The 26,811-nt window shown below is 62.9% G+C and carries 30 protein-coding genes; 24 read left to right on the top strand and 6 right to left on the bottom strand.

The annotated features are described in order from the left end of the window. Position 1: 1 nt before the first annotated feature. The 11 genes from folP (at position 2) to A0W34_RS03415 (ending at position 7,873) form a co-directional block, all read left to right on the top strand. Positions 2-862 (top strand): dihydropteroate synthase, encoded by an 861-nt coding sequence (gene folP / locus A0W34_RS03365; protein WP_020968349.1) that lies wholly within the window; start codon positions 2-4, stop codon positions 860-862. A 1-nt stretch (position 863) separates the two neighbouring features. Further along, the gene (gene folB / locus A0W34_RS03370; protein WP_003945780.1) at positions 864-1,229 is read left to right on the top strand and encodes a dihydroneopterin aldolase; all 366 of its coding nucleotides are present in this window, start codon (positions 864-866) and stop codon (positions 1,227-1,229) included. Further along, on the top strand, positions 1,226-1,729 hold the full coding sequence (gene folK, locus A0W34_RS03375) for a 2-amino-4-hydroxy-6-hydroxymethyldihydropteridine diphosphokinase (RefSeq protein ID WP_064075118.1): 504 nt from the start codon (positions 1,226-1,228) through the stop codon (positions 1,727-1,729). The genes folB and folK overlap by 4 nt, the downstream gene beginning before the upstream one ends. A 17-nt stretch (positions 1,730-1,746) precedes the next feature. After that, the gene (locus A0W34_RS03380; protein WP_153213529.1) at positions 1,747-2,214 is read left to right on the top strand and encodes a DUF3180 domain-containing protein; all 468 of its coding nucleotides are present in this window, start codon (positions 1,747-1,749) and stop codon (positions 2,212-2,214) included. Between the two features lie 68 nt (positions 2,215-2,282). Beyond that, a complete protein-coding gene (locus tag A0W34_RS03385) occupies positions 2,283-3,404 on the top strand; it encodes a DUF6779 domain-containing protein (protein ID WP_198035685.1) in 1,122 nt (373 codons plus the stop codon). A 110-nt stretch (positions 3,405-3,514) separates the two neighbouring features. Beyond that, positions 3,515-4,456 carry a Rossmann-like and DUF2520 domain-containing protein gene (locus A0W34_RS03390; RefSeq protein ID WP_003945822.1) on the top strand — a complete coding sequence of 314 codons (942 nt, stop codon included), beginning with the start codon at positions 3,515-3,517 and terminating at the stop codon, positions 4,454-4,456. Beyond that, on the top strand, positions 4,449-5,381 hold the full coding sequence (gene panC / locus A0W34_RS03395; RefSeq protein ID WP_175280118.1) for a pantoate--beta-alanine ligase: 933 nt from the start codon (positions 4,449-4,451) through the stop codon (positions 5,379-5,381). Before A0W34_RS03390 ends, panC begins: the two co-directional genes overlap by 8 nt. 27 nt (positions 5,382-5,408) lie before the next feature. After that, the gene (panD, locus tag A0W34_RS03400; RefSeq protein WP_003945761.1) at positions 5,409-5,855 is read left to right on the top strand and encodes an aspartate 1-decarboxylase; all 447 of its coding nucleotides are present in this window, start codon (positions 5,409-5,411) and stop codon (positions 5,853-5,855) included. A 3-nt stretch (positions 5,856-5,858) separates the two neighbouring features. After that, positions 5,859-6,674 (top strand): type III pantothenate kinase, encoded by an 816-nt coding sequence (locus A0W34_RS03405; protein ID WP_007726991.1) that lies wholly within the window; start codon positions 5,859-5,861, stop codon positions 6,672-6,674. Between the two features lie 261 nt (positions 6,675-6,935). After that, positions 6,936-7,454: a cysteine dioxygenase gene (locus A0W34_RS03410; RefSeq protein ID WP_007726989.1), complete on the top strand. Its 519-nt coding sequence runs from the start codon at positions 6,936-6,938 to the stop codon at positions 7,452-7,454. Next, positions 7,451-7,873: a rhodanese-like domain-containing protein gene (locus A0W34_RS03415; RefSeq protein ID WP_003945445.1), complete on the top strand. Its 423-nt coding sequence runs from the start codon at positions 7,451-7,453 to the stop codon at positions 7,871-7,873. Before A0W34_RS03410 ends, A0W34_RS03415 begins: the two co-directional genes overlap by 4 nt. A gap of 21 nt (positions 7,874-7,894) precedes the next feature. Here the strand turns inward: A0W34_RS03415 and A0W34_RS03420 are convergent, their stop codons facing one another. After that, positions 7,895-8,854: an AraC family transcriptional regulator gene (locus tag A0W34_RS03420; RefSeq protein ID WP_081557316.1), complete on the bottom strand. Its 960-nt coding sequence runs from the start codon at positions 8,852-8,854 to the stop codon at positions 7,895-7,897. A gap of 80 nt (positions 8,855-8,934) precedes the next feature. On the opposite strand from A0W34_RS03420, the gene A0W34_RS03425 reads away from it, so the two are divergent. The 9 genes from A0W34_RS03425 (at position 8,935) to A0W34_RS03460 (ending at position 18,113) form a co-directional block, all read left to right on the top strand. After that, positions 8,935-9,768, top strand: coding sequence for an NAD(P)H-binding protein (locus tag A0W34_RS03425; RefSeq protein ID WP_042451954.1), 834 nt, complete (start codon positions 8,935-8,937; stop codon positions 9,766-9,768). Continuing rightward, entirely contained in the window at positions 9,765-10,268 is a 504-nt protein-coding gene (locus A0W34_RS03430; RefSeq protein WP_054826783.1) for an anthrone oxygenase family protein, read from the top strand. The genes A0W34_RS03425 and A0W34_RS03430 overlap by 4 nt, the downstream gene beginning before the upstream one ends. Positions 10,269-10,279: 11 nt before the next feature. After that, complete coding sequence (lysS, locus tag A0W34_RS03435) at positions 10,280-11,791, top strand: lysine--tRNA ligase (RefSeq protein WP_003945834.1); 1,512 nt, start codon at positions 10,280-10,282, stop codon at positions 11,789-11,791. A gap of 225 nt (positions 11,792-12,016) precedes the next feature. Beyond that, positions 12,017-12,169: a hypothetical protein gene (locus A0W34_RS33090; RefSeq protein ID WP_198035686.1), complete on the top strand. Its 153-nt coding sequence runs from the start codon at positions 12,017-12,019 to the stop codon at positions 12,167-12,169. Between the two features lie 264 nt (positions 12,170-12,433). Then, positions 12,434-12,772, top strand: a complete 339-nt coding sequence (locus A0W34_RS03440; protein WP_003945673.1) for a histone-like nucleoid-structuring protein Lsr2 — start codon at positions 12,434-12,436, stop codon at positions 12,770-12,772. Positions 12,773-12,922: 150 nt separating this feature from the next. After that, positions 12,923-13,819, top strand: a complete 897-nt coding sequence (locus A0W34_RS03445; protein ID WP_047269726.1) for an esterase/lipase family protein — start codon at positions 12,923-12,925, stop codon at positions 13,817-13,819. 38 nt (positions 13,820-13,857) lie between these two features. Then, the gene (locus A0W34_RS03450; protein ID WP_058039262.1) at positions 13,858-14,715 is read left to right on the top strand and encodes an esterase/lipase family protein; all 858 of its coding nucleotides are present in this window, start codon (positions 13,858-13,860) and stop codon (positions 14,713-14,715) included. Positions 14,716-15,012: 297 nt separating this feature from the next. Then, positions 15,013-17,556 (top strand): ATP-dependent Clp protease ATP-binding subunit, encoded by a 2,544-nt coding sequence (locus tag A0W34_RS03455; protein ID WP_003945604.1) that lies wholly within the window; start codon positions 15,013-15,015, stop codon positions 17,554-17,556. Between the two features lie 77 nt (positions 17,557-17,633). Then, positions 17,634-18,113, top strand: a complete 480-nt coding sequence (locus A0W34_RS03460; protein WP_054825400.1) for a nucleoside deaminase — start codon at positions 17,634-17,636, stop codon at positions 18,111-18,113. 57 nt (positions 18,114-18,170) lie between these two features. On the opposite strand, the gene fadD5 is transcribed toward A0W34_RS03460, so the two are convergent. The 3 genes from fadD5 to A0W34_RS03475 form a co-directional block, all read right to left on the bottom strand. Next, positions 18,171-19,760: a fatty-acid--CoA ligase FadD5 gene (gene fadD5, locus A0W34_RS03465; RefSeq protein ID WP_003945871.1), complete on the bottom strand. Its 1,590-nt coding sequence runs from the start codon at positions 19,758-19,760 to the stop codon at positions 18,171-18,173. 95 nt (positions 19,761-19,855) lie between these two features. Beyond that, entirely contained in the window at positions 19,856-20,635 is a 780-nt protein-coding gene (locus tag A0W34_RS03470) for an enoyl-CoA hydratase (protein WP_003945899.1), read from the bottom strand. Then, the gene (locus tag A0W34_RS03475) at positions 20,632-21,621 is read right to left on the bottom strand and encodes an NAD(P)H-dependent flavin oxidoreductase (protein WP_064075123.1); all 990 of its coding nucleotides are present in this window, start codon (positions 21,619-21,621) and stop codon (positions 20,632-20,634) included. The genes A0W34_RS03470 and A0W34_RS03475 overlap by 4 nt, the downstream gene beginning before the upstream one ends. Before the next feature lie 339 nt (positions 21,622-21,960). Between A0W34_RS03475 and A0W34_RS03480 the strand changes: the two genes are divergently transcribed. Both A0W34_RS03480 and A0W34_RS03485 read left to right on the top strand, forming a co-directional pair. Beyond that, entirely contained in the window at positions 21,961-23,184 is a 1,224-nt protein-coding gene (locus tag A0W34_RS03480; protein WP_232329972.1) for a TetR/AcrR family transcriptional regulator, read from the top strand. A gap of 98 nt (positions 23,185-23,282) precedes the next feature. Beyond that, positions 23,283-23,717: an OsmC family protein gene (locus tag A0W34_RS03485; protein WP_042923588.1), complete on the top strand. Its 435-nt coding sequence runs from the start codon at positions 23,283-23,285 to the stop codon at positions 23,715-23,717. Here the strand turns inward: A0W34_RS03485 and A0W34_RS03490 are convergent. Together A0W34_RS03490 and A0W34_RS03495 are read right to left on the bottom strand one after the other, a co-directional pair. Next, positions 23,692-24,174 (bottom strand): hypothetical protein, encoded by a 483-nt coding sequence (locus A0W34_RS03490; RefSeq protein ID WP_050656738.1) that lies wholly within the window; start codon positions 24,172-24,174, stop codon positions 23,692-23,694. The genes A0W34_RS03485 and A0W34_RS03490 overlap by 26 nt on opposite strands. Beyond that, positions 24,171-24,686 carry a DUF4352 domain-containing protein gene (locus A0W34_RS03495; protein WP_003945701.1) on the bottom strand — a complete coding sequence of 172 codons (516 nt, stop codon included), beginning with the start codon at positions 24,684-24,686 and terminating at the stop codon, positions 24,171-24,173. Before A0W34_RS03495 ends, A0W34_RS03490 begins: the two co-directional genes overlap by 4 nt. Before the next feature lie 24 nt (positions 24,687-24,710). Here A0W34_RS03495 and A0W34_RS03500 point away from each other — a divergent pair, with 24 nt between their 5' ends. Both A0W34_RS03500 and A0W34_RS03505 read left to right on the top strand, forming a co-directional pair. After that, a complete protein-coding gene (locus tag A0W34_RS03500) occupies positions 24,711-26,066 on the top strand; it encodes a sensor histidine kinase (protein WP_081557318.1) in 1,356 nt (451 codons plus the stop codon). Between the two features lie 48 nt (positions 26,067-26,114). After that, entirely contained in the window at positions 26,115-26,768 is a 654-nt protein-coding gene (locus A0W34_RS03505) for a response regulator (RefSeq protein WP_042451934.1), read from the top strand. Positions 26,769-26,811: the final 43 nt, after the last annotated feature.

Genomic DNA, 26,811 nt, shown 5'->3' on the forward strand with positions numbered 1-26,811 from the left:
GATGTCCGCGGCTCCCGTTGCAGGCAGCGATCCGGCCCGGATGGTCGTGATGGGGATTCTGAACGTCACCGCCGATTCGTTTTCCGACGGTGGTCAATTTCTCGATCGTGACGCGGCGATCGCTCGCGGACTCGAACTGCAACGCATCGGCGTCGACATCGTCGACGTCGGCGGCGAGTCGACGCGGCCCGGAGCCACCCGCGTCGATCCGAAACTCGAGGCGGACCGAATTGCCCCGGTGATCGAAGAACTCGTGGCAGCCGGAATTCGCGTCAGCGTCGACACGATGCGTGCTTCCGTCGCCGCCGCCGCGATCGAAGCGGGCGCAGGCATCGTCAACGACGTATCGGGCGGTCGCGCAGACCCCGACATGGCCTCCGTTGTGGCCGACGCCGGAGTGCCCTGGATCCTCATGCATTGGCGCTCGGCCGGCGACTACGTCCATCGTGGCAGCGCCGATCACTACGACGACGTGGTCCGCGACGTCCGTGACGAACTGCTGTCGCAGGTCGATCTGGCGTTGAAAGCAGGGGTCGATTCGTCGTCGATCATCCTCGACCCCGGCCTCGGGTTCGCTAAGAACGCCGACCACAACTGGGCACTGTTGCGAGCACTACCCGAGTTCAACGCGACCGGATTCCCGGTACTGGTCGGCGCTTCCCGAAAGCGGTTCCTCGGGTCTCTGCTCAGCGATCCCGACGGCAATCCGCGTCCACCCGGTGGCCGCGAGACTGCGACGGCCGTGGTCTCCGCCCTTGCAGCGCGCGAAGGCGCCTGGGGAGTTCGGGTGCACGACGCACAAGCCTCGCTCGACGCCATTGCCGTGGTCGACGCCTGGAACCGTGGACGAGAAAGGGCCTGACATGGGGGACCGAATCGAATTGCGCGGACTGAAGGTTCGCGGCAATCACGGAGTGTTCGACCACGAGAAGCGTGACGGTCAGGACTTCTTCATCGACATCACCGTATGGATGGACTTGGCTCCCGCCGCGGCGTCGGACGACCTGACTCAGACCCTGCACTACGGCGAGTTGGCGGAAGCCGCCGCAGCGATAGTCGCCGGCCCGTCGCGCGATCTCATCGAGACCGTCGCCGCGGAGATCGCCGACGACGTCATGAAAGATTCGCGAGTCGAGAGCGTCGAGGTTGTTGTCCACAAACCGTCGGCACCGATTCCGCTGGTTTTTGCGGACGTCGCCGTCGTCGCACATCGGACCAGATCGGCATGACGCGCGCTGTTCTGTCGATCGGTTCCAACATCGGCGACAGCGTGGCTCACCTACAGTCCGTTGTCGACGGGTTGGGCAGCGCCGTCGTTGCTGTCTCACCGGTCTACTCGACCGCGCCGTGGGGTGGCGTCGAGCAGCAGGATTTCTACAACGCGGTGGTGGTGGTCGACGATCCCGAAGCCGATGCCGCTGAATGGCTTCGCCGCTCGCAAGCTCTCGAGGAAGCCGCAGACCGGGTGCGCGAACAGCGGTGGGGGCCGCGGAGCCTGGACGTGGACGTAGTCGACTGCGAAGGCGTCGTCAGTTCCGATCCCGTGCTCACACTTCCGCATCCGCGCGCGCATCTTCGGGCATTCGTTCTCGTTCCCTGGCTGGACGTCGAGCCTGACGCGACGCTGATCGTCGACGGCCAGGAGTTGCCGGTGGCACAAATTCTCGACGGCCTCGATCGCACTGAGCGCGAAGGTGTCCGCACTACCGATGTGGTGCTTGCGCGGTGACCGAAAACGACAAGGGTTTGAAGCCGACCCGGATCAGTGAACTCGCGGTACTCGCCGCAGTGGCGGCCGTGGCCACCTGGATTCTGATTCGCGTGTTCTACGGTTCGATGCCGCCCATCCCTGTTTATGCGGGAGCGTCGCTGTACTTCGTGGCCGTTGCCGAGGCCGTCTTCGCTTTTGTCATTCGTTCACGCGTCAAGAACCGGCAGGTCGGCGACGGGCTCAGACAGCTTCATCCGATCACCGCCGCCCGAGCGCTGGCATTGGCCAAAGCATCCGCTTTGGTCGGTTCAGCTACCGTCGGTGTCTGGGTCGGAGTGCTGGTGTATCTCATCCCACAGCGCTCGGTTCTGCAGGCTGCAGCCTCCGACACGCCGGGCGCGTGGGTGGGGTTGGGCGCCGCAATTGCGCTGGTAGCGGCAGCTCTGTGGCTCGAACATTGTTGCAAGACGCCGGAAGATACACCTGACGAGCCTGCGCACTGACAGCCTGGTCGGCAAATCACCCACCGAGGTACGTGGCGACCCCGGTCTCGGCAAGTACCCTGGCAACCATGACAAATTCTGGTCGATCGAAGTCTGCGCGCCGAAGCAAGCGCAGCGCGAGCCAGATGATCATTGCTGCTCTTCTGGCACTTGCTGTCATTGCTTCGCTGTTTCTGATTTTCAGCAACAGCGTTCAGCTTCTTCGGGTGGGTCTGGTCGTCGCTCTGTGGGCAGCCACCCTCGGCGCTATCGCCATGACCAAGTATCGGCGTGAGTCGGCACTGGACAAAGCCAAGGTTGCCGATCTGCAGACCGTGTACGAACTGCAGCTCGAACGTGAAATTTCTGCTCGACGCGAGTACGAACTGAGCGTCGAAGGTCGCGTGCGACGTGAGGTGACCGCGGACGCGGAGGAGCTGGCCGGGTTGCGCGCCGAATTGGTGGCGCTGCGCCGAAACCTCGAAGCGCTGTTCGAAGGTGGGCTGCTGCCCGAACAGACCGCGCTCAAGACCGATTCGACGCGAGTGCCGGAACTTGGCGGTAGTTCGTACGGCGCGTACCAGCCGGCACCGTCGGGGTTGTACGTTCCCGGCGCCGGCCAGAGCGGGCCCAGCCAACCGGCACCGAACGTCGGCGGCTTGGCTTCGCCCAACGACGATCCGGTGACTGCTGAGACAACCGTCGTGTTCGCGGAGACGTCGTGGCGTGACAGCAGCTTCGTGGCGCCGCGCGTCATCCCGACCCAGAAGTCTCGAGAGACGCAGAAGCCACAAGAGACACAGAAGCCCCAGAGCGGGAACCAAGCACCGAGTTCTCCGGTGAGTTCCTCGCCGACACGAACGGTGAAAGACGTTCCGGTGAAGAAGGATTCGGAGCCGGTCGCGCCGGTCGAGCCTGAAGTCAAGGCTCCCGCCCAGGCCCCGAACATCGAAGATGCCGTCATCGAAGACGCTGTCGTCGAAGAGGTGCCCGAGGTTGTTCGCGCGGTTGTTCCCGAAGCTGTCGCGGAAGCTGAACCCGAATCCGCTGCGGAGCCTGACGCGGAGCCGCGACGTCGTCGCCGTGCCGCTCCGGAAGATGCCGCCAGTGGTGCTCATTCCAACGGATTGACCGTCGCCGAAATCATGGCAAACCTGAGTTCGAACAACCCGTCCGAAGGCTCCGGTCGACGCCGTCGCCGAGAGGACTGAGTCGCAGATCACTCGCCCGGCCATGGCATGACGGTTCGGGCGAAGGATATCCTCGGACGCAGAACGTCTGGTACCCGCCGAGCGGGACTGGAACGAACGAGAGGAATCCGGTGACTTCCTTCGGGATCACTAATGGACCTGCACCTGCGCGATTGACGGTAGGAATTGTCTCCGCAGGCCGGGTCGGAACAGCTGTCGGTGCCGCATTGGAGCGAGCCGGTCATGTTGTCAGCGCTTGCTCCGCCGTCTCCAGCGCCTCGGTCGCCCGCGCTGTGAAGCGGCTTCCCGATACCGAAATTCTTCCGGCTGCCGACGTCGCAGCTCGTTCCGAGTTGCTGATTCTCGCCGTTCCTGACGATCAGCTTGCGGATCTTGTTCGAGGTCTGGCGGCCACCCATGCCGTCAAGCCGGGCACGCTCGTCGCCCATACGTCCGGTGCCAACGGGATCGCGATCCTGACTCCACTCACCGAACTGGGCGCACTACCCCTGGCTATCCATCCGGCGATGACGTTCACCGGTCACGACGAGGACACCGCACGGCTGTCGTCGGCATGCTTCGGAATCACCGCTGCCGACGACATCGGTTACGCGATCGCGCAGTCACTGGTCCTCGAGATCGGCGGCGAGCCCGTCCGAGTGCGCGAGGAGAACCGCGCGCTCTACCACGCCGCACTGGCTCACGGCAGTAATCACCTGGTCACGCTCGTGGTCGACGCCGTCGAGGCCCTGCGAGCGTCGTTGCAAGGTGACGAGCTGCTCGGTCAGCAGTTGGTCGACGGCGATCCGGGTGGAGTGGCCGAGCGAGTCCTGCAGCCGCTGCTGTCGGCGGCCTTGGACAACGCGCTACGACGCGGTCCCTCGGCGTTGACCGGCCCGGTGGCACGCGGCGACGCTGCTGCTGTCGACACACATTTGCGCGTACTGACAGACCTGGATCCGGAGCTCGCTGCCGGCTATCGGGCGATGTCCTTGCGATCGGCCCAGCGGGTGGGCGCCCCCACCGAATTGTTCGACATCTTGACTGAAACGGGAGGTGACCGTCGTGAGTGATCTGCAGGGCGGATACAAGCGCGGCGAACTGACGGTGCACCACGATCCGGACAAGCTTCGGCGCGTCTCGCGGGCACTGCGAGGTGTCGGGCGTCAGGTGGCGCTCGTTCCGACGATGGGTGCGCTGCATGCCGGCCACATCGAACTGGTTCGTCAGGCCAAGGTCACCGGCGCCGTCGTGATCGTTTCCATCTTCGTGAACCCGCTCCAGTTCGGTGCCGGTGAAGACCTGGACGCGTACCCGCGCACTCTCGATGCGGATCTCGACCTGTTGCGCGCCGAGGGCGTCGAATTGGTGTTCGCGCCGAGCGCCAAGACGATGTACCCGCGGGGCCAGCGCACCACCGTCGTGCCGGGCCCGTTGGGTAGCGAACTCGAAGGCGGAGCGCGCCCCACTCACTTCGCGGGAATGCTGACGGTAGTGGCGAAGTTGCTGCAGATCGCGGCACCCAATCACGCGTACTTCGGTGAGAAGGACTACCAGCAGCTGACGCTCATCCGTCAGATGGTGTGGGATCTCAACTTCGATGTACAGATCATCGGAGTTCCGACGGTTCGCGAGTTCGACGGTCTCGCGTTGTCCTCTCGCAATCGCTACCTCGACGAGAACCAGCGCGCGGCAGCGGTCGCGCTGTCCGCCGCTCTGATCGCCGGTGCACACGCGGCGGCTGGGGGAGCGGAAGCAATCCTGGAAACCGCACGCGCTGTTCTGGCAGCTGTTCCGGAAATCGAGGTCGACTACCTCGAGGTTCGGGGCGTCGATCTGGGCCCCGCGCCCGAGCGAGGTGACGGTCGACTGTTGGTGGCCGCCAAGCTCGGAACCACCCGTTTGATCGACAACGTCGGTGTCGCGGTGGGAACCGGCTTCCTCGAGCGTGACACCGACCCATCCGCCGACGCCATCGACGACCTGCTGTCTCACTGAGCACTTTTCACGAGTAAGGACCTGGATATGTTTCGCACGATGATGAAGTCGAAGATCCACCGCGCCACCGTGACTCACGCCGACCTGCATTACGTCGGCTCCGTCACCGTCGACCAGGATCTGATGGACGCCGCAGACCTCCTCGAAGGCGAACAGGTGTGCATCGTCGACATCGACAACGGTGCGCGTCTCGAGACGTACGTCATTGCCGGCGAGCGCGGAACTGGTGTCATCGGAATCAACGGTGCGGCAGCGCATCTGGTCAAGCCAGGCGACCTGGTCATCCTCATCGCCTACGGCGTGATGAACGAGCAGGAAGTCAAGGAGTACTCCCCGCGCGTCGTCTTCGTCGATGCCGACAACAAGCAGATCGAACTCGGTTCCGACCCGGCTCACGCGCCGGAGGGTTCGGGTCTGATCACCCCACGCATGCTGTCGACGCTCGAGGCCTCGCGCGAATCCAGCCTGGTGTAATCCATGCTGCTCACGGTCGACGTCCGGAACACCAACATCGTTCTCGGTCTGTTCTCCGGGACTGGTGAGTATTCGAAGCTGTTGCAGGACTGGCGAATGCGAACCGATCCTCGGATGACTGCCGACGAGTTGGCGTTGACCTTCCGTGGGCTGTTGGGTTCTCATGTCGATCAGATCACCGGCGTTGCGGCGCTGTCGACAGTGCCGTCCGTCTTGCGTGAAATCCGTGTGATGCTCGAGCGGTACTGGGGTCACGTTCCCCATGTGGTGGTCGAACCGGGTATTCGCACCGGTGTGCCACTGCTGGTGGACAACCCCAAAGAGGTGGGAGCCGACCGGATCGTCAACAGCCTTGCCGCTCACCATCTTTACGAGGGGCCGTGCATTGTCGTGGACTTCGGTACGTCGACCTGTGTCGACGTCGTTTCCGCCAAGGGTGAGTTTCTGGGCGGCTGCATCGCGCCCGGACTCGAGATCTCGACCGATGCCTTGGCGTCGCAGTCCGCTGCGCTGCGCAAGGTCGAATTGGTGCGCCCGCGTTCGGTGGTCGGCAAGAATACCGTCGAATGCATGCAGTCCGGTGCGGTATTCGGCTTTGCAGGCCTCGTCGACGGATTGGTCAACCGCGTCCGCGACGAACTACCGGAGTTCGGTGGTGACGACGTCTCCGTGATCGCGACCGGGGACAGCGCACCGCTGATCATTCCCGAGTCCGACACCATCGATCACCTCGAACGGGACCTCACCCTCGAGGGGCTGAGGTTGGTCTTCGAGCGCAATCAGGCGCGTCGTGGATCCGGTCGACGACCCGTCGCCTGATCGATGGTTTCGTTCCAGCGGTTTCGCGATTGCAAAAGTTATGCCACAATGGTGCTCGTGAATCGCTGCATGGGTGCTCAGGAGTGTTGTCGAGGCTGACCGCTGCCTTGACCAATTCACATTCCTTGGAGCTAGCTCGTGCTATCCACATATTCTGCAGATCTCTCTGTTTTGACCCCGACTCTCGCTGCTGATCGTGCTGTTTCCGCAGGTCGTAGCGCTAATCGTGGGGCGTCCGGACGCCGTCCGAGTGGTGCGTCGTTGCCTACCCGCCTTCGCCCGGCCGATCTGCTGCGTCTGACCGACGAGGGAGCAAACGGCGTGCTCGACGGCCGTTTCGATCACCTCATCCCCGACACCTTCCCGACGCTCGACCGTTGGTCCACCCGCTTGCACGCGGACGACGACGTCGATGTGTGGCTCATCAGTTGGGTGCCCGAACGCAACACCGAATTGCACGACCACGCAGGCTCGTTCGGCGCCTTGACCGTCCTCAGTGGTTCGCTCACCGAATTCCGTTGGGCCGGTGACGCCCTGGTGGAACGCCAGCTCGACGCCGGCGACCAGGCTTCGTTCCCACTCGGCTGGGTTCACGATGTCGTGCGTTCGACGGATGCTCCCGGTGCTCCGATCGAAATCAGCTCTGATGCACCGACTCTGAGCGTTCACGCGTACTCGCCGCCGCTGACGGCAATGTCCTTCTACGAAGTGACGGATCACCGGACACTTCGCCGCACCCGTACCGAGCTGACCGACCTGCCCGAGGGGGGCACCAAATGACCATCGACCAAATGCTCGACGACGCTCGCGCACAGATCGATCGTATGTACGTCTTCCAGCTCACCGAAGCCTTCCACCGCGGCGCGATCTTCGTCGACATTCGCCCGCAGGCGCAGCGCGCCATCGAGGGAACTCTTCCCGGCGCACTCGCGATCGAGCGGAACGTGCTCGAATGGCGCCTCGACCCCACCAGCAGCGCACACCTCGCGTTGGCCACCGACCACGACGTCGAGTGGGTGATCGTCTGCTCCGAGGGTTACACCTCGAGCCTGGCCGCAGCGTCGTTGCAGCAGTTGGGTCTGCACAAGGCCACCGATCTCGTGGGTGGATACCAGGCGATCAAGGCCGCCGGCCTGCTCGGTGCGCTCAGCGGAGTGCGTCATTGCTCCCGCGAGTTGGCGGCGGTTTCGGCTCATTGAGGTATTTGCTGTGCGCCTTTATTAACCGCGGGCGGTTAATAAAGGCGCACAGCGGGTCTGGCGGTACATCTTCGGGCTCATTCCGTGATGACGGGTGAACGCGGTTGTGAGGGCGAAGGGGCTCGAGTAACCCACTTCTCGCGCGATCGACGACACCGTTCGTGCCGGGTCTGCGAGCAGATCTGCCGCCACGGACAGTCGCCACTCGGTCAGATAGCCGACAGGTCCGAGCCCCATGAGGCTGGTGAACCGGCGCGCGAAGGCCGCTCGCGAGCTGCCGGACTCCTGGGCCAGGCTCGCGACCGTCCAGGGGTGCTCCGGCCGATTGTGTATGAGCCGCAAGGCATGCCCGATGACGGGATCCTCGTAGGCCTTGATCCAACGCGGTGATCGATTCGGGTTCTCGGCGAACCAGGTCCGGGCCGCTGAGATCAGGACCAGGTCAAGGAGCCTGTCCAACAACACTTCCTGTCCGGGCCCGTCGGCGGCGATCTGTTGTTCCAGAAGGTTTGTCATCGGCGCGGTTTCGATGCTGCGTCGCACTACCGCGACGGGTGTCAGGCTGTCGAGGATCTGACGGCTGACATAGGAGTCCAAACGGTATGTGCCCGTGAGCATGACGGTCTGACCACTGGTCGAGTTGCCCCAGGTGCGAACGCCGAGAACCGACATGTCCTCGAGCGGTGTGCCGTCGACCGCAGCGCAATTCTGTGCTTCGTCGATCAGTACGTGGACTGGTGTGTCCGGGTGATCGGCGACCGTATACGGATCGGGGCCGCGCAACAGTGCAACGTCGCCGGCCTCGAGTTCTTCTGTCTGGCCGGTGTCGGAGACGACGACCGCGCTGCCTCGAACCAGAACCAGCACGGTGATCGGTGCGTGGTCCTCGATACGTAGTGACCACGGTGGATCGAGCAGCGAGCGCAGTAGAAAAGCGCCCTCCGCCCGCGATCCCGCCAGCATCATCGACAATGCATCCATGCTTCGACCGTAGACGCTGGCGTATGTTTCTGCGACCTTCGGCTATGGATCGTATTGATGCTCCGCGGTCGAATGAGTGCATGACGACAACAAGCGACATTCAATCGGCAGTAGTGATCGGTGGTACCGGTAAGACCGGTGCGCGCGTTGCGCAGAGGCTGACTGCGGTGGGAATCCGTACCCGAATCGCGTCGAGAACATCCGGGACGCGTTTCGACTGGAACGATCAGGCGACGTGGCAGCCAGCAGTGTCCGGCGTCGACGTGGCATATGTGACGTATGCGCCAGATCTGGCTGTTCCGGAATCGAGCACCCACATCGAGGAGTTCGCGGAGCTTGCGTACCGCGAAGGGGTTCGTCGCATGGTGCTCTTGTCCGGGCGCGGTGAACCGGCGGCGCAGAAAGCCGAGCAGGTTCTCGCCGACAGCGGTCTGGAATGGGCTGTGGTGCGGGCCAGTTGGTTTGCCCAGAACTTCAGTGAGGGGTACCTACTCGATCCGATTCGGGAAGGCCACCTGGCACTTCCGGTCGGTGAGGTGGGGGAGCCGTTCATCGACGTCGACGATCTCGCCGACGTGGCGGTGGCCGCATTGACTCGAACCGACCTCCTCGGCCGAGTTCTCGAGGTGACAGGTCCGGAGTTGCTCACTTTCGCGGCGGCGGTGGATGCGATTTCGACGGCGTCGGGTCGTCTCGTGACATTCGAAAGAATTGGACTCAAACAGTTTTCCGACGGCATGGCGGAGGTCGGCGTCCCGAGTGACGTCGTGGAGTTACTCAGGTACCTGTTTGCCGAGGTTCTCGACGGACGAAATCAAAGTGTGACCGGCGTCGTCGAAGAGGTCCTGGAACGACCCGCTCGAGATTTCACCACTTTTGCCGCCGAGGCTGCCCGAACGGGGGTCTGGTCGTGAAGAAATCCGAGATTTTCTTGGAGCTGCTGCTCGGGGTGACTGCGCTCGGCGCGCTCGTCGCCGGTGGTGCGTTGTTTGCCTTCTCGTCCTTCGTGATGCCCGCTCTGCGGTCGGTCGATGCACATACCGCGATCACGTCGATGCAGGCGATCAACGTCGAAGCGCCGCGTAGTGCGTTGATGCTGCCGCTGGTCGGATCGGCGCTCACCGCGATCGCCGCTGGAATCTGGGCAGCGATCTCCAGACCGGACGGCTGGGTCCTTGCTGTCGTCGGTTGCGTCGGGGTGCTCGCGTCCTTCGCGGTGACCGCGATCTACCACGTCCCTCGCAACGACGCGTTTGCCTCGGTCAGCACTACCGACGCGGCCGCATGGGCGTCGTACGAGGCGGGTTGGACTATGTGGAATCACGTTCGGGTCGGGCTGTACCTGCTGTCGGGAATCGTGCTCGCGGTGGCCGCGGTGCTACCAGCAACAAACGCGGTGGACACGGCCCAGTAGTCTTGTACCCCGTGAGTGATGTAGAAGCCCAGCCAGTCGACGACACCCCCGAGCAGCTCCGTATCCGGCGCGAGAAGCGTGAACGGATCCTGGCGCAGGGGCAGGAGGCGTACCCGGTTTCGGTCGATCGCACCCACACGCTCGCGCAGATCCGCGCGGAGTACCCGGAACTCGAGCCGGACACGGCGACTGGTGTGCTGGTCGGCGTCGTCGGCCGCGTCATCTTCATGCGCAACACCGGCAAGTTGTGCTTCGCGACTCTGCAGGAAGGCGACGGTACCCAGCTGCAGGCCATGATCAGCCTCGCCGGCGTCGGCGAAGAGGCACTGGCTGCCTGGAAGTCCGACGTCGACCTCGGCGACTTCGTCTTCATCCACGGTGAGGTCATCAGCTCCCGTCGCGGCGAGCTCAGCGTGATGGCCGATGCCTGGCAGATCGCATCCAAGTCGCTGCGCCCCCTGCCGGTCGCTCACAAGGAGATGAGCGAAGAGTCCCGGGTGCGTCAGCGCTACGCGGATCTGATCGTTCGCCCCGAGGCTCGGGACAACGCCCGCAAGCGCGTCGCAGTTGTCCGTGCGCTGCGCAATGCACTCGAGAGCCGCGGCTTCCTCGAGGTCGAGACGCCGATGCTGCAGACGCTGCACGGCGGCGCGGCAGCTCGCCCGTTCGTCACGCACTCGAACGCCCTCGACATCGACCTGTACCTGCGTATCGCGCCGGAACTGTTCCTCAAGCGTTGCGTCGTCGGCGGTATCGAGAAGGTCTTCGAGATCAACCGCAACTTCCGCAACGAGGGCGTCGACTCCACTCACTCGCCCGAGTTCGCGATGCTCGAGACGTACGAGGCCTACGGCACGTACGACGATTCCGCGAAGATGATTCGTGAACTCGTCCAGGAAGTTGCGCAGGAAGCATTCGGCACGCAGGTCCTCACCCTCGCCGACGGTTCCGAGTACGACGTCAGTGGCGAGTGGCAGGTTCTCGAGATGTACCCGTCGCTGTCGGCTGCCATCGGCACCGAGGTCACGCCGGATACAACGGTCGACGAGCTTCTCGCTCTGGCGGAGAAGGTCGGCCTCGAGGTTCCCAAGGACAAGGGCTACGGCCACGGCAAGCTCGTCGAGGAGCTGTGGGAACACCAGTGCGGCGATCAGCTGTACGTGCCGACGTTCGTCCGTGACTTCCCGGTCGAGACGTCGCCCCTGACCCGTGATCACCGCAGCAAGAAGGGTGTCACCGAGAAGTGGGACCTGTACATCCGCGGATTCGAGTTGGCGACCGGCTACTCCGAACTTGTCGACCCGGTCATCCAGCGTGAGCGCTTTGTCGACCAGGCGCGCCTCGCGTCGGCAGGCGACGACGAAGCGATGGTGCTGGACGAGGAGTTCCTCGCCGCGATGGAACAGGGCATGCCGCCGACCACCGGCACCGGCATGGGAATCGATCGACTGCTGATGGCTTTGACTGGTCTCGGTATTCGCGAGACGATCCTCTTCCCGATCGTTCGTCCGTCCGCTCGCTAGCTTTACTTCGATCAAGGTTCGGCCGCACATGTTGCGGCCGAACCTTTTTCAGTTGGGGCGCTCCCAAGGTATTCGATAGTTCCCAACGACATTCGCCTGCGGCAAAGGATTCATCCATGCGCGGTCGCCCGAGTTTCGGACTCTCGAATTGTTGCGATGATTTGGTCGATCGTGCCCTGGTTGAGTGCGTCAGGTAGTCCCTGATCCGACTGGACAAGGAAGACCATGACCTCGGCTGTGGAGTATCCGGGTGTGGTGACGACATCGAATTGTGCTGAGGGCGGATCGCATTCGTTGTCCGCCGGGATATTTGTGACGGTTGCGGCGTACCGGATCGCAGGGCGTCCGGAGATGGTGAAATTCGTGGGTCCGCCGTAAGCGATACTGGCGAGAGTGCTGTTCTTGGAGGCGAAGATTGCGCTCGGTAGAGGTCTTTTCTCGAGCCGTCGTCTGTCATGATTCCCCCGTCTGGATGCATCCCCCGATGCGTCGCGAGGAGTGTATCGGCACTGTCTTTGTCGCAAGACAAGTCGACCGGCATACCCGGCGGCGAGAAGTCCCAATCATCCTGACGAGCCAAGACAGGACGTTTGTCCAGGTGCTATTGTCGCTGCTTATCGAAGGATCTGGGGAGGAATGGTCGTGGTGAAAAAGGTTGTTGTCACGATGGTTGACGATCTGGACAAAAAATCGCCCGCGGACGAAACTGTGGAGTTTTCCGTCGACGGAGTTGCTTACGAAATCGATCTCACCGCCGCTCACGCCGCGGAACTGCGCGATGCACTGAAAAAGTGGATTCCTCATGCGAGAAAGTCGAATTCCGCCAAATCAGTCAACGGAGCGGTGACCAAATCCCGTCCCGTTGCCGACCGCGATCAGAGTGCCGCCATCCGCGAATGGGCCAAGGGTGCCGGCTTCGAGATTTCGGCCCGCGGTCGTATTTCCACCGAGGTGCGCCGAGCCTACGAAAAGGCCGTCTGAAATGGATCGCGAATGGATTCGGGCGCATTTTGCCGAAACGGATTGATAACGCGTTCTAGTTTGTTAGCGTCTGCACGGTTCGCATCTCTCGTAGAGGAGTCGGTCGTGCACAGAAACAGGTTGTTCGGGGGCGTGGTTCTTGCCGCTCTGATGCTCGTCGGGTTCACCTCCGTGGCTTCGGCTCAGGCTCCGTTGCCCGTGCCCAATGCCTTCCTTGCCGGTGTTCCTCAGGAGTTGGGAAATCCTGGCGGTTCAGCTCCGGGATCCAATGACTTTTCGTGTAAACCGACTGCCGAACATCCCAATCCGGTTGTGCTCGTTCACGGAACGGGTGGAAACAGGCAGACCAACTGGGCCACCTATGCGCCGTTGCTCGCCAACGAGGGCTACTGCGTCTTCGCGCTGACGTACGGCAACTTCCCCGAGCAACCGTGGCCGTTGTCGGCGATCGGTGGAATGCAGGAAATTCCTTCCAGCGCAGCACAATTGTCGAATTTCGTCGATCAAGTACTTGATGCCACGGGTGCTACATCGGTAGATCTGATCGGACATTCCCAGGGCACCATCATCAACGGGTACTACGCGAAGTTCCTCGGTGGTGCCGACAAAGTGGACAACATCGTCTCGGTGGCGTCGCTGTGGAAGGGAACGCTCGGAAACGAGCAGGCAAGTGTCGGCCGCAGCCTTCGCGAACTCGGGGTATCCGAGGCAGCGCAGGCCGGATTCCCGATCTGCAAGGCATGTCTGAACATGGGGGCAGGCTCGGAGTTCATCGAAAATCTCCGTGCGGGAGGCGTTTACGCGCCGGGTGTTCACTACACGAACATCACGACCCGCTACGACGAACTGGTGCTGCCGTATACGAATGGGCTGGAGCCTGGGCCGAACGCCACCAACATCGTCGTCCAGGACGGTTGTGAGCAAGACATCTCCGATCACCTCGCCATCGCGGCATCGCTGCGCGCCGCGACTTTTGCTCTCAATGCACTCGACCCCGCGCATCAGCGGCCGGTACCGTGCAACTCGGTATTGCCCGTCGTGGGTTGATCACTATGCGGAGGCCTTCGGTGGGGATTCGAACATGCGTGGGCGCTCTCGCTGTGGCGGGAGCCGTGGCCGTGTCCGCGCCGTCTCTTGCGTCGGCGAACGAACCTCTTCCCGTTCCGTCCGGTTTCCTCAGTGGAATCGCCCTCGAAGCGACCAGCCCGGGCGGATCGGCCCCTGGCACCAACGACTTCTCGTGCACGCCTTCCGCTGCTCATCCTGATCCCGTCGTCCTGGTGCACGGGACGGCGGCCAACCGTCAGACCAATTGGGGCGTACTCGCACCCGTACTGGCCAACGAGGGATACTGCGTTTTTGCGCTCACCTTCGGGAATCGAACGGACCAGCCGTGGCCGATTTCCGCGGCCGGCGGTCTCGCACCACTCGGAGACAGCGCAGGGCAGCTGTCGGACTTCGTCGACGACGTTCTCTCTGCGACGGGTGCCTCGAAGGTCGACCTGATCGGGCACTCCCAGGGGACGACGGTCAGTGCCTACTACGCCAAGTTCCTCGGCGGTGACACGCACGTTTCCAAGATCGTCTCCATCGCTCCGTTGTGGGACGGCTCGGAGGTCGGCCCGCCGGAAGGCGTCGGGGGACCGGATTTCGACAACGCCAGCTTCGTCACCGAACTGCGCGACGCGGGCGTCTACTCCGATGACGTCGAGTACACCAACATCGTGACTCGGTTCGATCAAGTGGTCGTTCCGTACAGCAGCGGAATACTGGCCGCGTCGAACGCGTCGAACATAGTTGTTCAGGACGGTTGCGAGCAGGACCTGTCGGATCACATCGCGCTGGTGGCGTCGCAGCGAACGGCGACTCTGACGCTCAACGCGCTGGATCCGTCGAATCCGCGTGAGGTGCCGTGCGCTCGGGTACTCCCGATATTCGGCTGATCAGGCGTCGAAAATCGCTGTTCGCTTCAGGCGTACAGGAACCGGGAAACGATTCCCTCAGCTGCGACGTTGTGAACGGTAAGCAGTCCGGCTTCCGCCGCCAATCGGGTGGAGGAGCAGCAGGTGGACTTCGCGCCCTCTAGAGTAATAAGTGGGGTCGTGCAACCTTTGTCGATTCGTGGACGTCAGTCCGCTGACCGGCGAGGCGATCAGTCTGTAGTGCCGGAGCGAAACGCGGCGACCAGGGACGAGACATCCGGTCTCGAACCTGCCCGCCGGAGAGTGTGAGGGAGAGCGATGTTCGAGAGGTTCACCGATCGCGCGCGGCGCGTTGTTGTCCTGGCTCAAGAAGAAGCCAGGATGCTCAACCACAACTACATCGGCACGGAGCACATCCTTCTCGGCCTCATTCACGAGGGCGAAGGTGTCGCAGCCAAGTCGTTGGAGTCGTTGGGTATCTCCCTCGAGGGAGTCCGCAGCCAGGTCGAGGAGATCATCGGCCAGGGCCAGCAGGCTCCGTCCGGTCACATCCCCTTCACACCGCGCGCCAAGAAAGTCCTCGAGCTGAGTCTGCGCGAAGCGCTGCAGCTCGGACACAACTACATCGGTACGGAGCACATCCTGCTCGGTCTCATCCGTGAGGGTGAGGGCGTAGCAGCCCAGGTTCTGGTCAAGCTCGGTGCCGATCTCAACCGCGTCCGCCAGCAGGTCATCCAGCTGCTGTCGGGCTACCAGGGCAAAGAGCCCACCGAAACCGGTGGCACCCGCGGAGAGGCCGGCACGCCGTCCACCTCGCTCGTGCTCGACCAGTTCGGTCGCAACCTGACGCAAGCTGCCCTCGAAGGCAAGCTGGACCCGGTCATCGGCCGCTCGAAGGAAATCGAGCGTGTCATGCAGGTTCTCTCGCGTCGTACCAAGAACAACCCGGTTCTCATCGGTGAACCCGGTGTCGGTAAGACCGCTGTGGTCGAGGGCCTGGCTCAGGCAATCGTCAACGGTGAGGTCCCCGAGACCCTCAAGGACAAGCAGCTGTACACGCTCGACCTCGGGTCGCTCGTGGCCGGCAGCCGTTACCGCGGTGACTTCGAAGAGCGCCTGAAGAAGGTTCTCAAGGAGATCAACACCCGCGGCGACATCATCCTGTTCATCGACGAGCTGCACACCCTCGTGGGTGCGGGCGCGGCCGAGGGCGCTATCGACGCGGCCTCCATCCTCAAGCCCAAGCTTGCTCGCGGTGAGCTGCAGACCATCGGTGCCACCACGCTCGACGAGTACCGCAAGTACATCGAGAAGGATGCTGCCCTCGAGCGTCGTTTCCAGCCCGTTCAGGTGGGCGAGCCGACCGTCGAGCACACCATCGAGATCCTCAAGGGTCTTCGTGACCGCTACGAGGCTCACCACCGTGTCTCCATCACGGACGGTGCTCTCGTGGCAGCGGCGACGCTGGCCGACCGCTACATCAACGACCGCTTCTTGCCGGACAAGGCGATCGACCTCATCGACGAGGCGGGCGCGCGAATGCGCATCCGTCGGATGACTGCACCGCCGGACCTGCGCGAATTCGACGATCGCATCGCCGACGCGCGTCGCGAGAAGGAGTCCGCGATCGACGCGCAGGACTTCGAGAAGGCTGCGAACCTGCGTGACAAGGAGAAGACCCTCGTTGCTCAGCGCGCTGAGCGTGAGAAGCAGTGGCGTGCGGGCGACCTGGACGTCATTGCCGAGGTCGACGACGAGCAGATCGCCGAGGTTCTGGGCAACTGGACCGGTATCCCCGTCTTCAAGCTCACCGAGGAGGAGACCACTCGTCTGCTCCGCATGGAAGAGGAACTGCACAAGCGGATCATCGGCCAGGAAGAGGCGGTCAAGTCCGTCTCGAAGGCGATCCGTCGTACGCGTGCAGGTCTGAAGGATCCCAAGCGTCCCTCGGGCTCGTTCATCTTCGCCGGCCCGTCCGGTGTCGGTAAGACGGAGCTCGCGAAGTCGCTCGCCAACTTCCTGTTCGGTGACGACGACGCTCTGATCCAGATCGACATGGGCGAGTTCCACGACCGCTTCACCGCTTCGCGTCTGTTCGGTGCCCCTCCCGGGTACGTCGGATACGAAGAGGGTGGCCAGCTCACCGAGAAGGTGCGCCGCAAGCCGTTCAGCGTTGTGCTGTTCGACGAGATCGAGAAGGCACACCAGGAGATCTACAACACCCTCCTGCAGGTGCTCGAGGACGGCCGTCTCACCGACGGTCAGGGACGTACCGTCGACTTCAAGAACACGGTGCTGATCTTCACGTCCAACCTCGGTACGTCTGACATCTCCAAGGCAGTCGGCCTGGGCTTCAGCTCGGGAACGGGCACGGAGTCGAACTACGAGCGCATGAAGCTCAAGGTTCACGACGAGCTGAAGAAGCACTTCCGTCCCGAGTTCTTGAACCGTATCGACGACATCGTCGTCTTCCATCAGCTCACGAACGAGCAGATCGTTCAGATGGTCGACCTGATGCTCGCTCGCGTCGAGGCGGCACTCAAGAACAAGGACATGGCCATGGAGGTCACCGACAAGGCCAAGTCGCTTCTGGCCAAGCGCGGATTCGATCCGGTACTGGGTGCACGACCGCTGCGTCGCACCATCCAGCGCGAGATCGAGGACCAGATGTCCGAGAAGATCCTCTTCGGAGAGATCGGACCCGGCCACATCGTGCTCGTCGACGTCGAGAACTGGGACGGCGAAGGCTCGGGTGAGGACGCGAAGTTCACGTTCACGCCCACCAAGAAGCCGATCGACGTGCCGGACGCACCGCCGATCGAGCTGACCAAGGCCGGCGAAAGCGAAAGCGCAGCAGAGTAGTACAGCAGAGTAGGTAACGAACGGGCGGCACCTCACCGGTGCCGCCCGTTTCGTGTATCACGGGAGAGGGCGTACACATGAACGACATCGAACTGGGTCACCTGCGCCGTTGCGTCGAATTGGCAACGGAAGCATTGGATGCCGGCGACGAACCTTTCGGTTCCGTCCTGGCAGCGGCCGACGGAACATTTCTGGCGGAGGACCGAAACCGGATCGCGGGCGGCGACAACACTCGCCACCCCGAGTTCGAGCTGGCTCGGTGGGCGGCTCAGTACCTGACGCCGGAAGAGCGTTCGACGGCAACGGTATTCACCTCGGGAGAGCACTGCGCGATGTGTTCGGCCGCGCACGCGTGGGTGGGCCTCGGACGTATCGTCTACATCTGCTCTTCGGCTCAACTCGGCGACTGGCTCGCGGAGTGGGGTGTGTCCCCGGCGCCGGTGAAGTCTCTGTCCGTCAACGAGGTTGCGCCGAACGTCCCGGTCGAAGGCCCGGTGCCGGAGTTGGTTCCGCTGGTGCGAGAACTGCATCGGAAGTTGCATTCGCCGAGTGCTTGACGGGCACACACAAACGGGCGGCACCTCGCTGGAGGTGCCGCCCGTTTGCGTGTGAAGTCAGGAAACTGCGTCGACCGCTCGAACCTTCTCTCGCAGTTCACCCTTGACGACCTTGCCGCTTGCATTGCGCGGCAGTGCTTCCACGACGACGATGTCCTTCGGGTGCTTGTAGCGCGCGAGACGATCGTTGAGGAAGCTGCTCAGCTCCTCGATGGTCAGGTCCACGGCTGAACCTGGCGCCATCGCGACGATCGCTACGGGCACCTCGCCCCACTTGGCGTCGGGGCGGCCGACGACGGCCGCTTCGACGATCAATTCGTGTTCGTAGAGGACGTTTTCCACCTCCGCGCAGTAGATGTTCTCTCCGCCGGAGATGATCATGTCCTTCTTGCGATCCACGACGTAGACGAAGCCTTCGTCGTCGACTCGAACGAGATCGCCGGAGTGGAACCATCCACCGTGGAAGGCGTCAGCGGTGGCGGTGGGGTTGTTCCAGTATTCGCTCATCATCGTGGGCCCGCGGTAGACGATTTCACCGATTTCACCGGGCGCCACGTCGTCCATGTTCTCGTCGACGACCCTGGCCGAGATGGTCGGGATGACCCGACCGACGGATCCGAGCTTACGAATCGCATCCTCGCCGTCGAGAACGCAAGTGATGGGCGACATCTCGGTCTGACCGAAGACCGCGACATTGAATGCGTCCGGGAAGGTTTCGGCCATTGCCCGCAGGATCGTATCGGACGACGGTGCGGCGCCCCACGAGATGTTCTTCAGCGACAGTGCTCGCGGTTGCGCCTTCTGTACGGCGCACACGGCCTGCCATTGCACGGGCACGAGGAACAAGCTGGTGACCTTCTCGGCTTCCAGGATGTCGAGTAGTTGACCCGGGTCGAATGCGCCGACCGGATGGATCACCGTGGTCGTGCCGAGTTGCAGGCTCGGCGCTATGGAACCGAGGGCTGCGATGTGGAACATGGGCGACGCGCAGAAGCCGATGGAATCGGCATTGAACAGGTGGAAGGCCCTGATACAGGTCAATGCTTGCGAAGACAGGTTGGAGTGGGAGAGCACCGAGCCCTTGGGGCGACCGGTGGTTCCCGAGGTGTACATGATGAGTGCAGGAGTGTCGTCCGGGATGTCGACGAACGCGTGCGACTCGCCCTCTTCGCTGATCAAGTCCTCGTAATTCAGGCTGTCACCCTCGGCGGGGGCGCCTACGGTGATGGAGATGTCGATACCCTCGGACGCGGCTCGCGCAGCTCCGGCCAACGGAGCCAACGGTCCTTCGGCGACAATGACTTTGGAGCCGGAGTCGTTTACCAGATAAGCGACCTCGGGTGGTGTCAGACGGAAGTTCACCGGAACAGCGATGGCGCCCAGTGCGTTGGTCGCGAGCACGACCTCGAGGTATTCGGGGCGGTTGAGCATCAGGATGAGCACGCGGTCGCCGAAGCTGACGCCGCGTCGGGCAAGAGCGTCCGCCAGCTTCTCGACGCGTGCGTCGAGGGTGCTCCAGGTGATGGAATCGCCCAGGAATCGCAGTGCGGTGCGATCGGGAATCATCTGCGCATGCCTGGCGATCTGATTGTTCCAGTTGGTGCGGCGTGAACGCTGCGCCTCGGAGACTGCATCGGTGGAGGCCATCGATGGGTTCCTCTCATGCGTGGGTGATTGTGTGACTCAGGCTACAGTGAGCCGTCGATTCGTACAGTGGTTTTGTTAACGAAAATTCGCAGTGATTACTTGAAGTGGGGCGCGCGTTTCTGCAGCATCGCCATCGCGCCTTCTTTGAAGTCCTCGCCAGTGAGAAGTTCTGCCTGGCCGGTATTTTCGAGCTCCAGCGCAGCATCGAGGCGGTCCAGTGTCGCCGCATTGAGTGCGCGCTTGGTGAGTTCGAGGGCGCGTCGGGGAGCCTTCGACGTGCGATCGACGACGGAGTCGACGAGTGCGTCGAACGCGTCGTCGGCGACGGTGCGGGACACGAGCCCGAACCGCTCTGCGTCCTCGGCGGAAACTCGCTCGCCCAGCAATGCCATCTCGGCCGCTCGGGCGCGTCCGATCGCTGCCGGTACCAACGCACTGGCGCCGCCGTCGGGCATCAAGCCGATGTTGACGAAGGAGAGGAGGAAATAGGCGCTCGATGCGGCGTACGTCAGGTCCGCGGCTAGAGCGATGGACACGCCGACGCCGGCGGCCGGGCCGTTGACCGCGGCGATCACCGGGACCGGGGCGCTGGTGATGGCGCGAATCAGCGACGTCGCCGCATCCATGACGACTTTCGGGTCTGCGGGGTTGACGGCCGCTGCGGCGAGGTCGGCTCCGGTGCAGAACGCTCGACCGGATCCGGTGATGACGATGGTGCGAACGGCCGGGTCTGCGCCGCCGTCGTGGACGGCAGCTGCGAAAGCAGTCATCGTGGGCAGATCGATCGCGTTCATCCGCTTCGGGCGGTCGAAGGTCAATCGCAGTACACCGTCGGTGATTTCGGAGCGAAAGCCCGTCTCGGCGGTGGCGGTCATGCCGCGCTCACAGCGGTGACGAATCCGGAAAGCCGTGAGGTGATGAGGTGTTCGGCCTCCGAGACCATGCGGTCGATCATGTCGGCGACGGTCGGGATGTCGTTGATTAATCCTTGGCTCTGTCCGGCGGACCAGATGCCTGCATCGAGGTCGCCGTCCTCGAAGACCTTGCGTCCGCGGGCTCCGGCTACCAGATGCTGAATGTCGCTGAACTGCGCGTCGCCACGTGCTTCGATGTCGACGACCTCGGCACTGATCGCATTCGCGGCTACGCGCGCGGTGTTGTGAAGCGTCCGGAAGATCAGCTTGGTGTCGCGTTCGGTGTTTGCGACAATCTGCTCTTTAACCGATTGTGCGACAGGGGATTCCGCGGTACACATGAAGCGAGTTCCCATGTTGACGCCGTCTGCTCCGAGCGCAAGCGCCGCGACGAGTCCACGTGAATCTGCGATTCCGCCTGAAGCGATCACCGGAATCGTGAGTTGCTGCGTGGCCGCCGGAATCAGAATGAGCCCTGGTATGTCGTCCTCGCCTGGGTGCCCGGCGCATTCGAAGCCGTCGATGCTGACGGCGTCGACGCCCAGTCTCTCGGCTTTGACCGCATGTCGAACTGCAGTGCACTTGTGGATAACCTTCACGCCCGCGTCCTTGAAATGCGGAAGATGATCGATCGGATTGGAACCGGCGGTTTCGACGATCTTGATCCCGGATTCGATGATCGCCTGGCGGTATTCGGCGTACGGCGGCGGCGTGATCGACGGCAGAATAGTGAGATTGACGCCGAAAGGCTTGTCGGTGAGATCGCGGGTTCGAGCAATTTCCTTGACGAGGTCTTCCGGTGTGGGTTGAGTGAGGCCCGTCAAGAACCCGAGGGCGCCGGAATTTGCCGTGGCCGCAACAAGTTCTGCCCGTCCCACCCACATCATGCCCCCTTGCACGATGGGATGGTCAACGCCGAACATTTCGGTGAAGCGAGTGCGAATCATCTGCTCACAACTACTTTCTTACGGTCGGTCATTCGGCATCGAACCCTCTTGCGGGCGAAGAAAACTTCACGCCGCAGGGAACGAGCCCGCCAGCGGACTACGTGCGAGGTTGTGCGAATCGTCACTAACATAACACCGCTGAGAGAGCGGGTGTCAAGACTCTTTTTCCGGAATCCGTCCGCCCCTACAACTGCGTTGTAGGGTTTCGGGTGAAGCAGTACCGGGCGCGAATTGCGACCTTCGCGACGGTTAACATGATCCGTTCGGACTCGCGCCCGTGGAAGTGCGGTGCAGCGGACGAAGGCAGTGCAAGAGAAAGCAACGGAAGTGGAGGGTCAGGTGCCCGGACAGACACGCGTCTCCGTGCGTGGCGGCGACCCTGCACCACGGACGCGTCCGAAGAATCGGAAGGCGCAAATCGCGGCCGCTGCTGCGGAAGCATTCAGCGAACGTGGCTACCACGCGGTGGGCATCGACGAGATCGCAGCGAAGGTCGGAATTTCCGGTCCGGCCCTCTATCGTCATTTCCCCACGAAATACGCCCTGTTCGTCTACACCGTGAACAACCTGACGCAGGCGTTGTTGGATGCCAGCGATCCAGCTGTGCACGGAAACGAAAATCCACGCGAGCAGTTGAACTCCACGATGGTGGGTGTCATCCGCGCGACGATCGAGAATCGGCGCCGGGGAGGGCTCTACCGATGGGAGGGCAGGTATCTGGTCGACGAGGATCGTGAGCAATTGCGGGTGGGAATGCGCACGCTCAATCTTCGGATCGCCGAGCCGCTGGCAGCGGTTCGTCCGGAACTCGACCCGGCGGATGTAGAACTCATCGCGCCCGCCGTGCTCAGTGTGATCGCCAGTATCACCGGTCATCGATCCGCGTTGTCCGCCAAGCAGATCGAAGCGCTGATTCTTGCGGCATGCTGGTCCGTCATCGGCGTCGAATTGCCCGTTGCCGAGGAGGACGGCGCGAGGGCAGGGGCGTCCGAACGCAAAACAGGCCTCGTACGGACGTCGAAACGCGAAGTGCTGCTTCAGGAAGCAGTGTTGCTGTTCTATCAGCGCGGCTACCACGACGTGAGCATCGAGGAGATCGGTGCCGCGGCGGGTATCAACGCGTCGAGTGTGTATCGGCACTTCGCGAGCAAGGCCGACCTTCTTGCTGCGGCCTTCCACCGTGCGTCCGATCGTCTGACTATGACGTTGGGCTCGGCGTTGGCTGAGTCGGAGACTCCTCTCGCGGCCGTCGAGACGTTGGCGAAGATGTACGTCGAGGTTTCGTTCGGAACCAGCGAACTGTTGGCCGTGTACTTTGCCGAGATCGGCAGTTTGCCGGATCGATCACGGACCGAGTTGCGCAACATTCAGCGTTTGAACGTCGAGGAGTGGGCGCACTTGTGTGTCGAGGCGCGTCCGGAGTTGTCGATCGTCCAAGCGCGGTTTCTCGTCCACGCGGCGCTCGGACTGGTCTTCGACATCGGCCGAATCGTGCACTTTTCCTCGGAGAACTCCGCGCAGGCCCGCGTCGAGAAACTGCTGTCCGCGACGCTCCTCGGGTAGTCCCGCCCGAAACAGTAGGTGTGACTTCACGTATCGCGGGTAGGTTCGTGATCGCAAGGCGTTCACCGAATCATGTGAAGACGGAAGTAGGGACAGCAATGCCAACTCGTACCGCACGCACCGCCTGGAACGGCACCCTCGAGGCCGGATCGGGACAGGTGGAACTCACCAGCTCGGGCGTCGCCACCTTCGACGTGTCGTTCCCCAAGCGCGCAGCTGAGGAGGCCGGCGGAACCACCAGCCCCGAGGAACTCATCGCCGCGGCGCATTCGTCCTGCTACGCGATGCAGTTGTCGGCCCTGATCGCCGAGGCCGGCGGGACCCCGCAGAGCCTCGACATCACCGCGGACGTGTCACTCGGCCCCGACGCGGTCGGATTCAAGCTCACCGGAATCAAGCTCACCGTTCGCGCCGAGGTCGACGGCCTCGACGCCGACGGTTTTGCCAAGGTTGCCCAGGCGGCCAAGGAAACCTGCCCGGTCAGCAAGGCGCTGACCGGCGTCGACATCACGTTGGATGCGGCCCTGGACTGATCATCTCGCGCTCGGGCGCCCCCTCCGGCGCCCGAGTGCGGTTGTGTGTGACGACCAGATAGCTCGCGAACAGGATCGGGAGCACCCACAGGTCCGAGGGATCGCGATAGACCAGGATCGGCAAGAGATCTCCGCGGAATCCTCCTGCGGTCAGGCGGAGAAACCCGATCACCCACTCGTATGCGTCGCCGATCGGCGATATCACCTTCACGGCGGCGAAGCCGATCCCCGTGACTGCGATGGACCAGGCGATCGCTGCTCGCCCCACCAGACTTCGCCTGAGCACCTCGAGAACCGAGAGCAGAAGCAGGGGAAGCAGGAACACACCGGCAACGTCGGACAGCTTGCCCGTCATCGTGTTCCCGAATGCCCCTTTGAGTACGTGGTCGTTGATCAAGATGACGGCCACCGAGACCAGTGCCCACGGATTCAGCAGCAGATCGCCCGGACGGTTCACGACAGGTTGATGGTTGCCGAGCCGGACGAGAACAGATCGCACTTGAACTGAAGGCGCAGACCGGTGGCGGCTTCGGGGACCTCGTACGCCAATTCGCCTCGTTTGGCAGCGCCCGGCGCGAGCTCTCCGTCGACACTCGACGTGCTGCTGTCGGTGAACGTGATGTTGTACGACTTGTTTGCCGAGTCCTGCAGTTCGAAGCACATCATCGACGAGACCGTCGACGGCTTGTCACTGTTGTTGGTGACCTCGGTGTCGACCACGACGTAGCGGTTTCCGGGATCAGCGGTGATGAACTGATTGGTCGAGACGTAGGGATCTACGACGCCGTGTACCTGGACGCGCCAGTCGCCCAGTTCGACGACGTCACCGATTCCGAAGGCGGCCGCAGGTGCGGCGGAAGAACCGTTGTCGTCGACCTTCTTCGCTTCGTCGGTCTCGCCCGAGGCGATGGTTGCGAACAGGGCTGCGCCGACGGCGAGGAGGGCGAGGGGAGTGCGGAGTGATCGCATGATGTGCGCCTTTCGAGAGTTGGTATGGCACAAGTCAACGATGTGAGGACTGCTCACCGCTTCGGTCGAAAGATCGGTCCGCCTCATCCTTTCGGTCGGAGCCTGGCGGTTCGTCCACCCGTTCGGCTGATTCGAGGCGTCGGTGGCGGTGGATACGCTTGCTCGGTGATCACCACCAAAGGAACCGTTGTGCGACGACGCGTATGGACTACCGCCGCTGTCGCGTTCAGCCTTTTCTGTTCCTTCATGACGGTGGGCATCGCAGGCGCGTCGGGAAATATGCCACCGGTATTGGTCGGTATCGGGTTCGTCCTGGGCGTGGCCGGTGGGATATCGCTTGTGTGGCGCCATCAGTATCCCTGGGTGGTTCTGGCGATCACGCTGGTCGGCCCGTTGTTCTTCCCCACCGATGCGACGGCGGCGCTCATCGCATTGTTCGCCGTTGCTCGGATCGCGCGTGGGCCTCGGCTTGCTGCCGCTGCGGCAGCTGTCTTCGTCGCGTGCGGAATTTCGTTGACCTACGACGCTTTTCGCAATCGTGAGTACTCCGTTCTCACGATGGGAACGATGAAACCCAAGGACGGTTCGGCGGTTGTTCAATACGACGTCGCCATCTGGATCCCGTGGCTCGTCGCAGCCGTCATGGTCGGCATCGTCGTGGCGCTCTCGCTCCTGATTCGGACCAGAACCGAACTCGTCGAGGCCGAACACGTACGGGATCTTGCCACCGAGAAAACAGACGTGATGCGCGACGAGATGATTCGCACCGAGGAACGAACGCGGATCGCGCGCGACATGCACGACACGATCGCGGCCAGTCTGAGCCGGATTTCGTTGTTCGCCGGTGGGTTACAGGTCAGCGCGGCAGACAATCCCGAGAAGGTCGTCAACACCGCTGCGATGATCAGAACCACCGCGCACGAGGCTTTGGACGAATTGAAGGGAATCGTCGGAGTGCTCAGGGGAAGCGGTGATCGCCGCGAACACGGCGGGCACCAGGGGATCGACGCGATCGGCGATCTGGTCAACGGTGCACGCGCCGCGGGCATTCACTGCCGTCTCGAATCGGAGCTGCTCCCGGGTGATGTCGGAATGTTGGCGGGGCACGTCTGTTATCGCGTCGTTCAGGAATCGTTGACCAACGTCCAGAAGTACGCGAGCGACCAGATGCTCGTCATTTCGGTGACCGGGTCGCCGCACGACGGAATTCGTATCCTCGCACGCAACAAGCTGAGCGAGCTTCCACCCATGACGTCGATCGGTTCGCGGTCCGGCTTACGCGGGTTGGCCGAACAGGCAAGAGAAATCGGCGGCAAGGTGGAGGCAGGCGCGCTGGGGGACGATTTCCTCGTCAGTTGCTGGGTGCCCTGGTCGTCGTAACCCTCCCACCCTCCGACTGTCGGGGGCTCTGGGTAATCTGAGCGCACTATGGACGCTGACTCGCGCATCACAGTTTTGATCGTCGACAACGACGCCTGGGTTCGGCGCGGAATGAAGGACATCCTGGAAGCAGCGCCGGACATCGTGGTGGTTGCCGAGGCCGAGGACGGCGATCAGGTCGCAGCCAAAGTCACTCGGTTTCGTCCGCACGTGGTGCTGATGGATCTGAAGATGGCACGGGTCGGTGGCTTGGAGGCCACCCGAGAGTTGATGACCATGAGCAATCCGCCGAAGGTCATTGCGATGACCGCCTTCGACGTCGACGACATGGTCGTGCAGGCGGTCGAGGCGGGCGCGCACAGTTTTCTGAGCAAGGACGCGGCCCCACAGGCGTTCCAGCAGGCAGTACGGGTGGTGGCGTCGGACCACTCGTTGTTCAGCTCCGATTCTCTACGTGCCATCGTGGCCTCGGCGCCGCGTCGGCAAGCACCCGACCTGACTCCCCTCGCTTCGCTCACCGAGCGTGAGCGCGAAGTGCTGACAATCCTGGCGACAGGCGCGGCCAACAGCGTCATCGCGGAGCGGCTGTACCTCGGTGAGACCACCGTCAAGACGCATATCTCCTCGTTGTTCGCCAAGCTCGGTGTGCCCAACCGGGTGAGTGCGTCGTTGATCGCGTTCCGGTGTGGTCTGGTCACGTGATTCTGTGACCTCGTGACGCGAGCCGGGACTAATCCCGGCCCTG

The organism is Rhodococcus sp. BH4 (assembly GCF_002079265.1).
Classification (GTDB): Bacteria; Actinomycetota; Actinomycetes; order Mycobacteriales; family Mycobacteriaceae; genus Rhodococcus_F; species Rhodococcus_F qingshengii.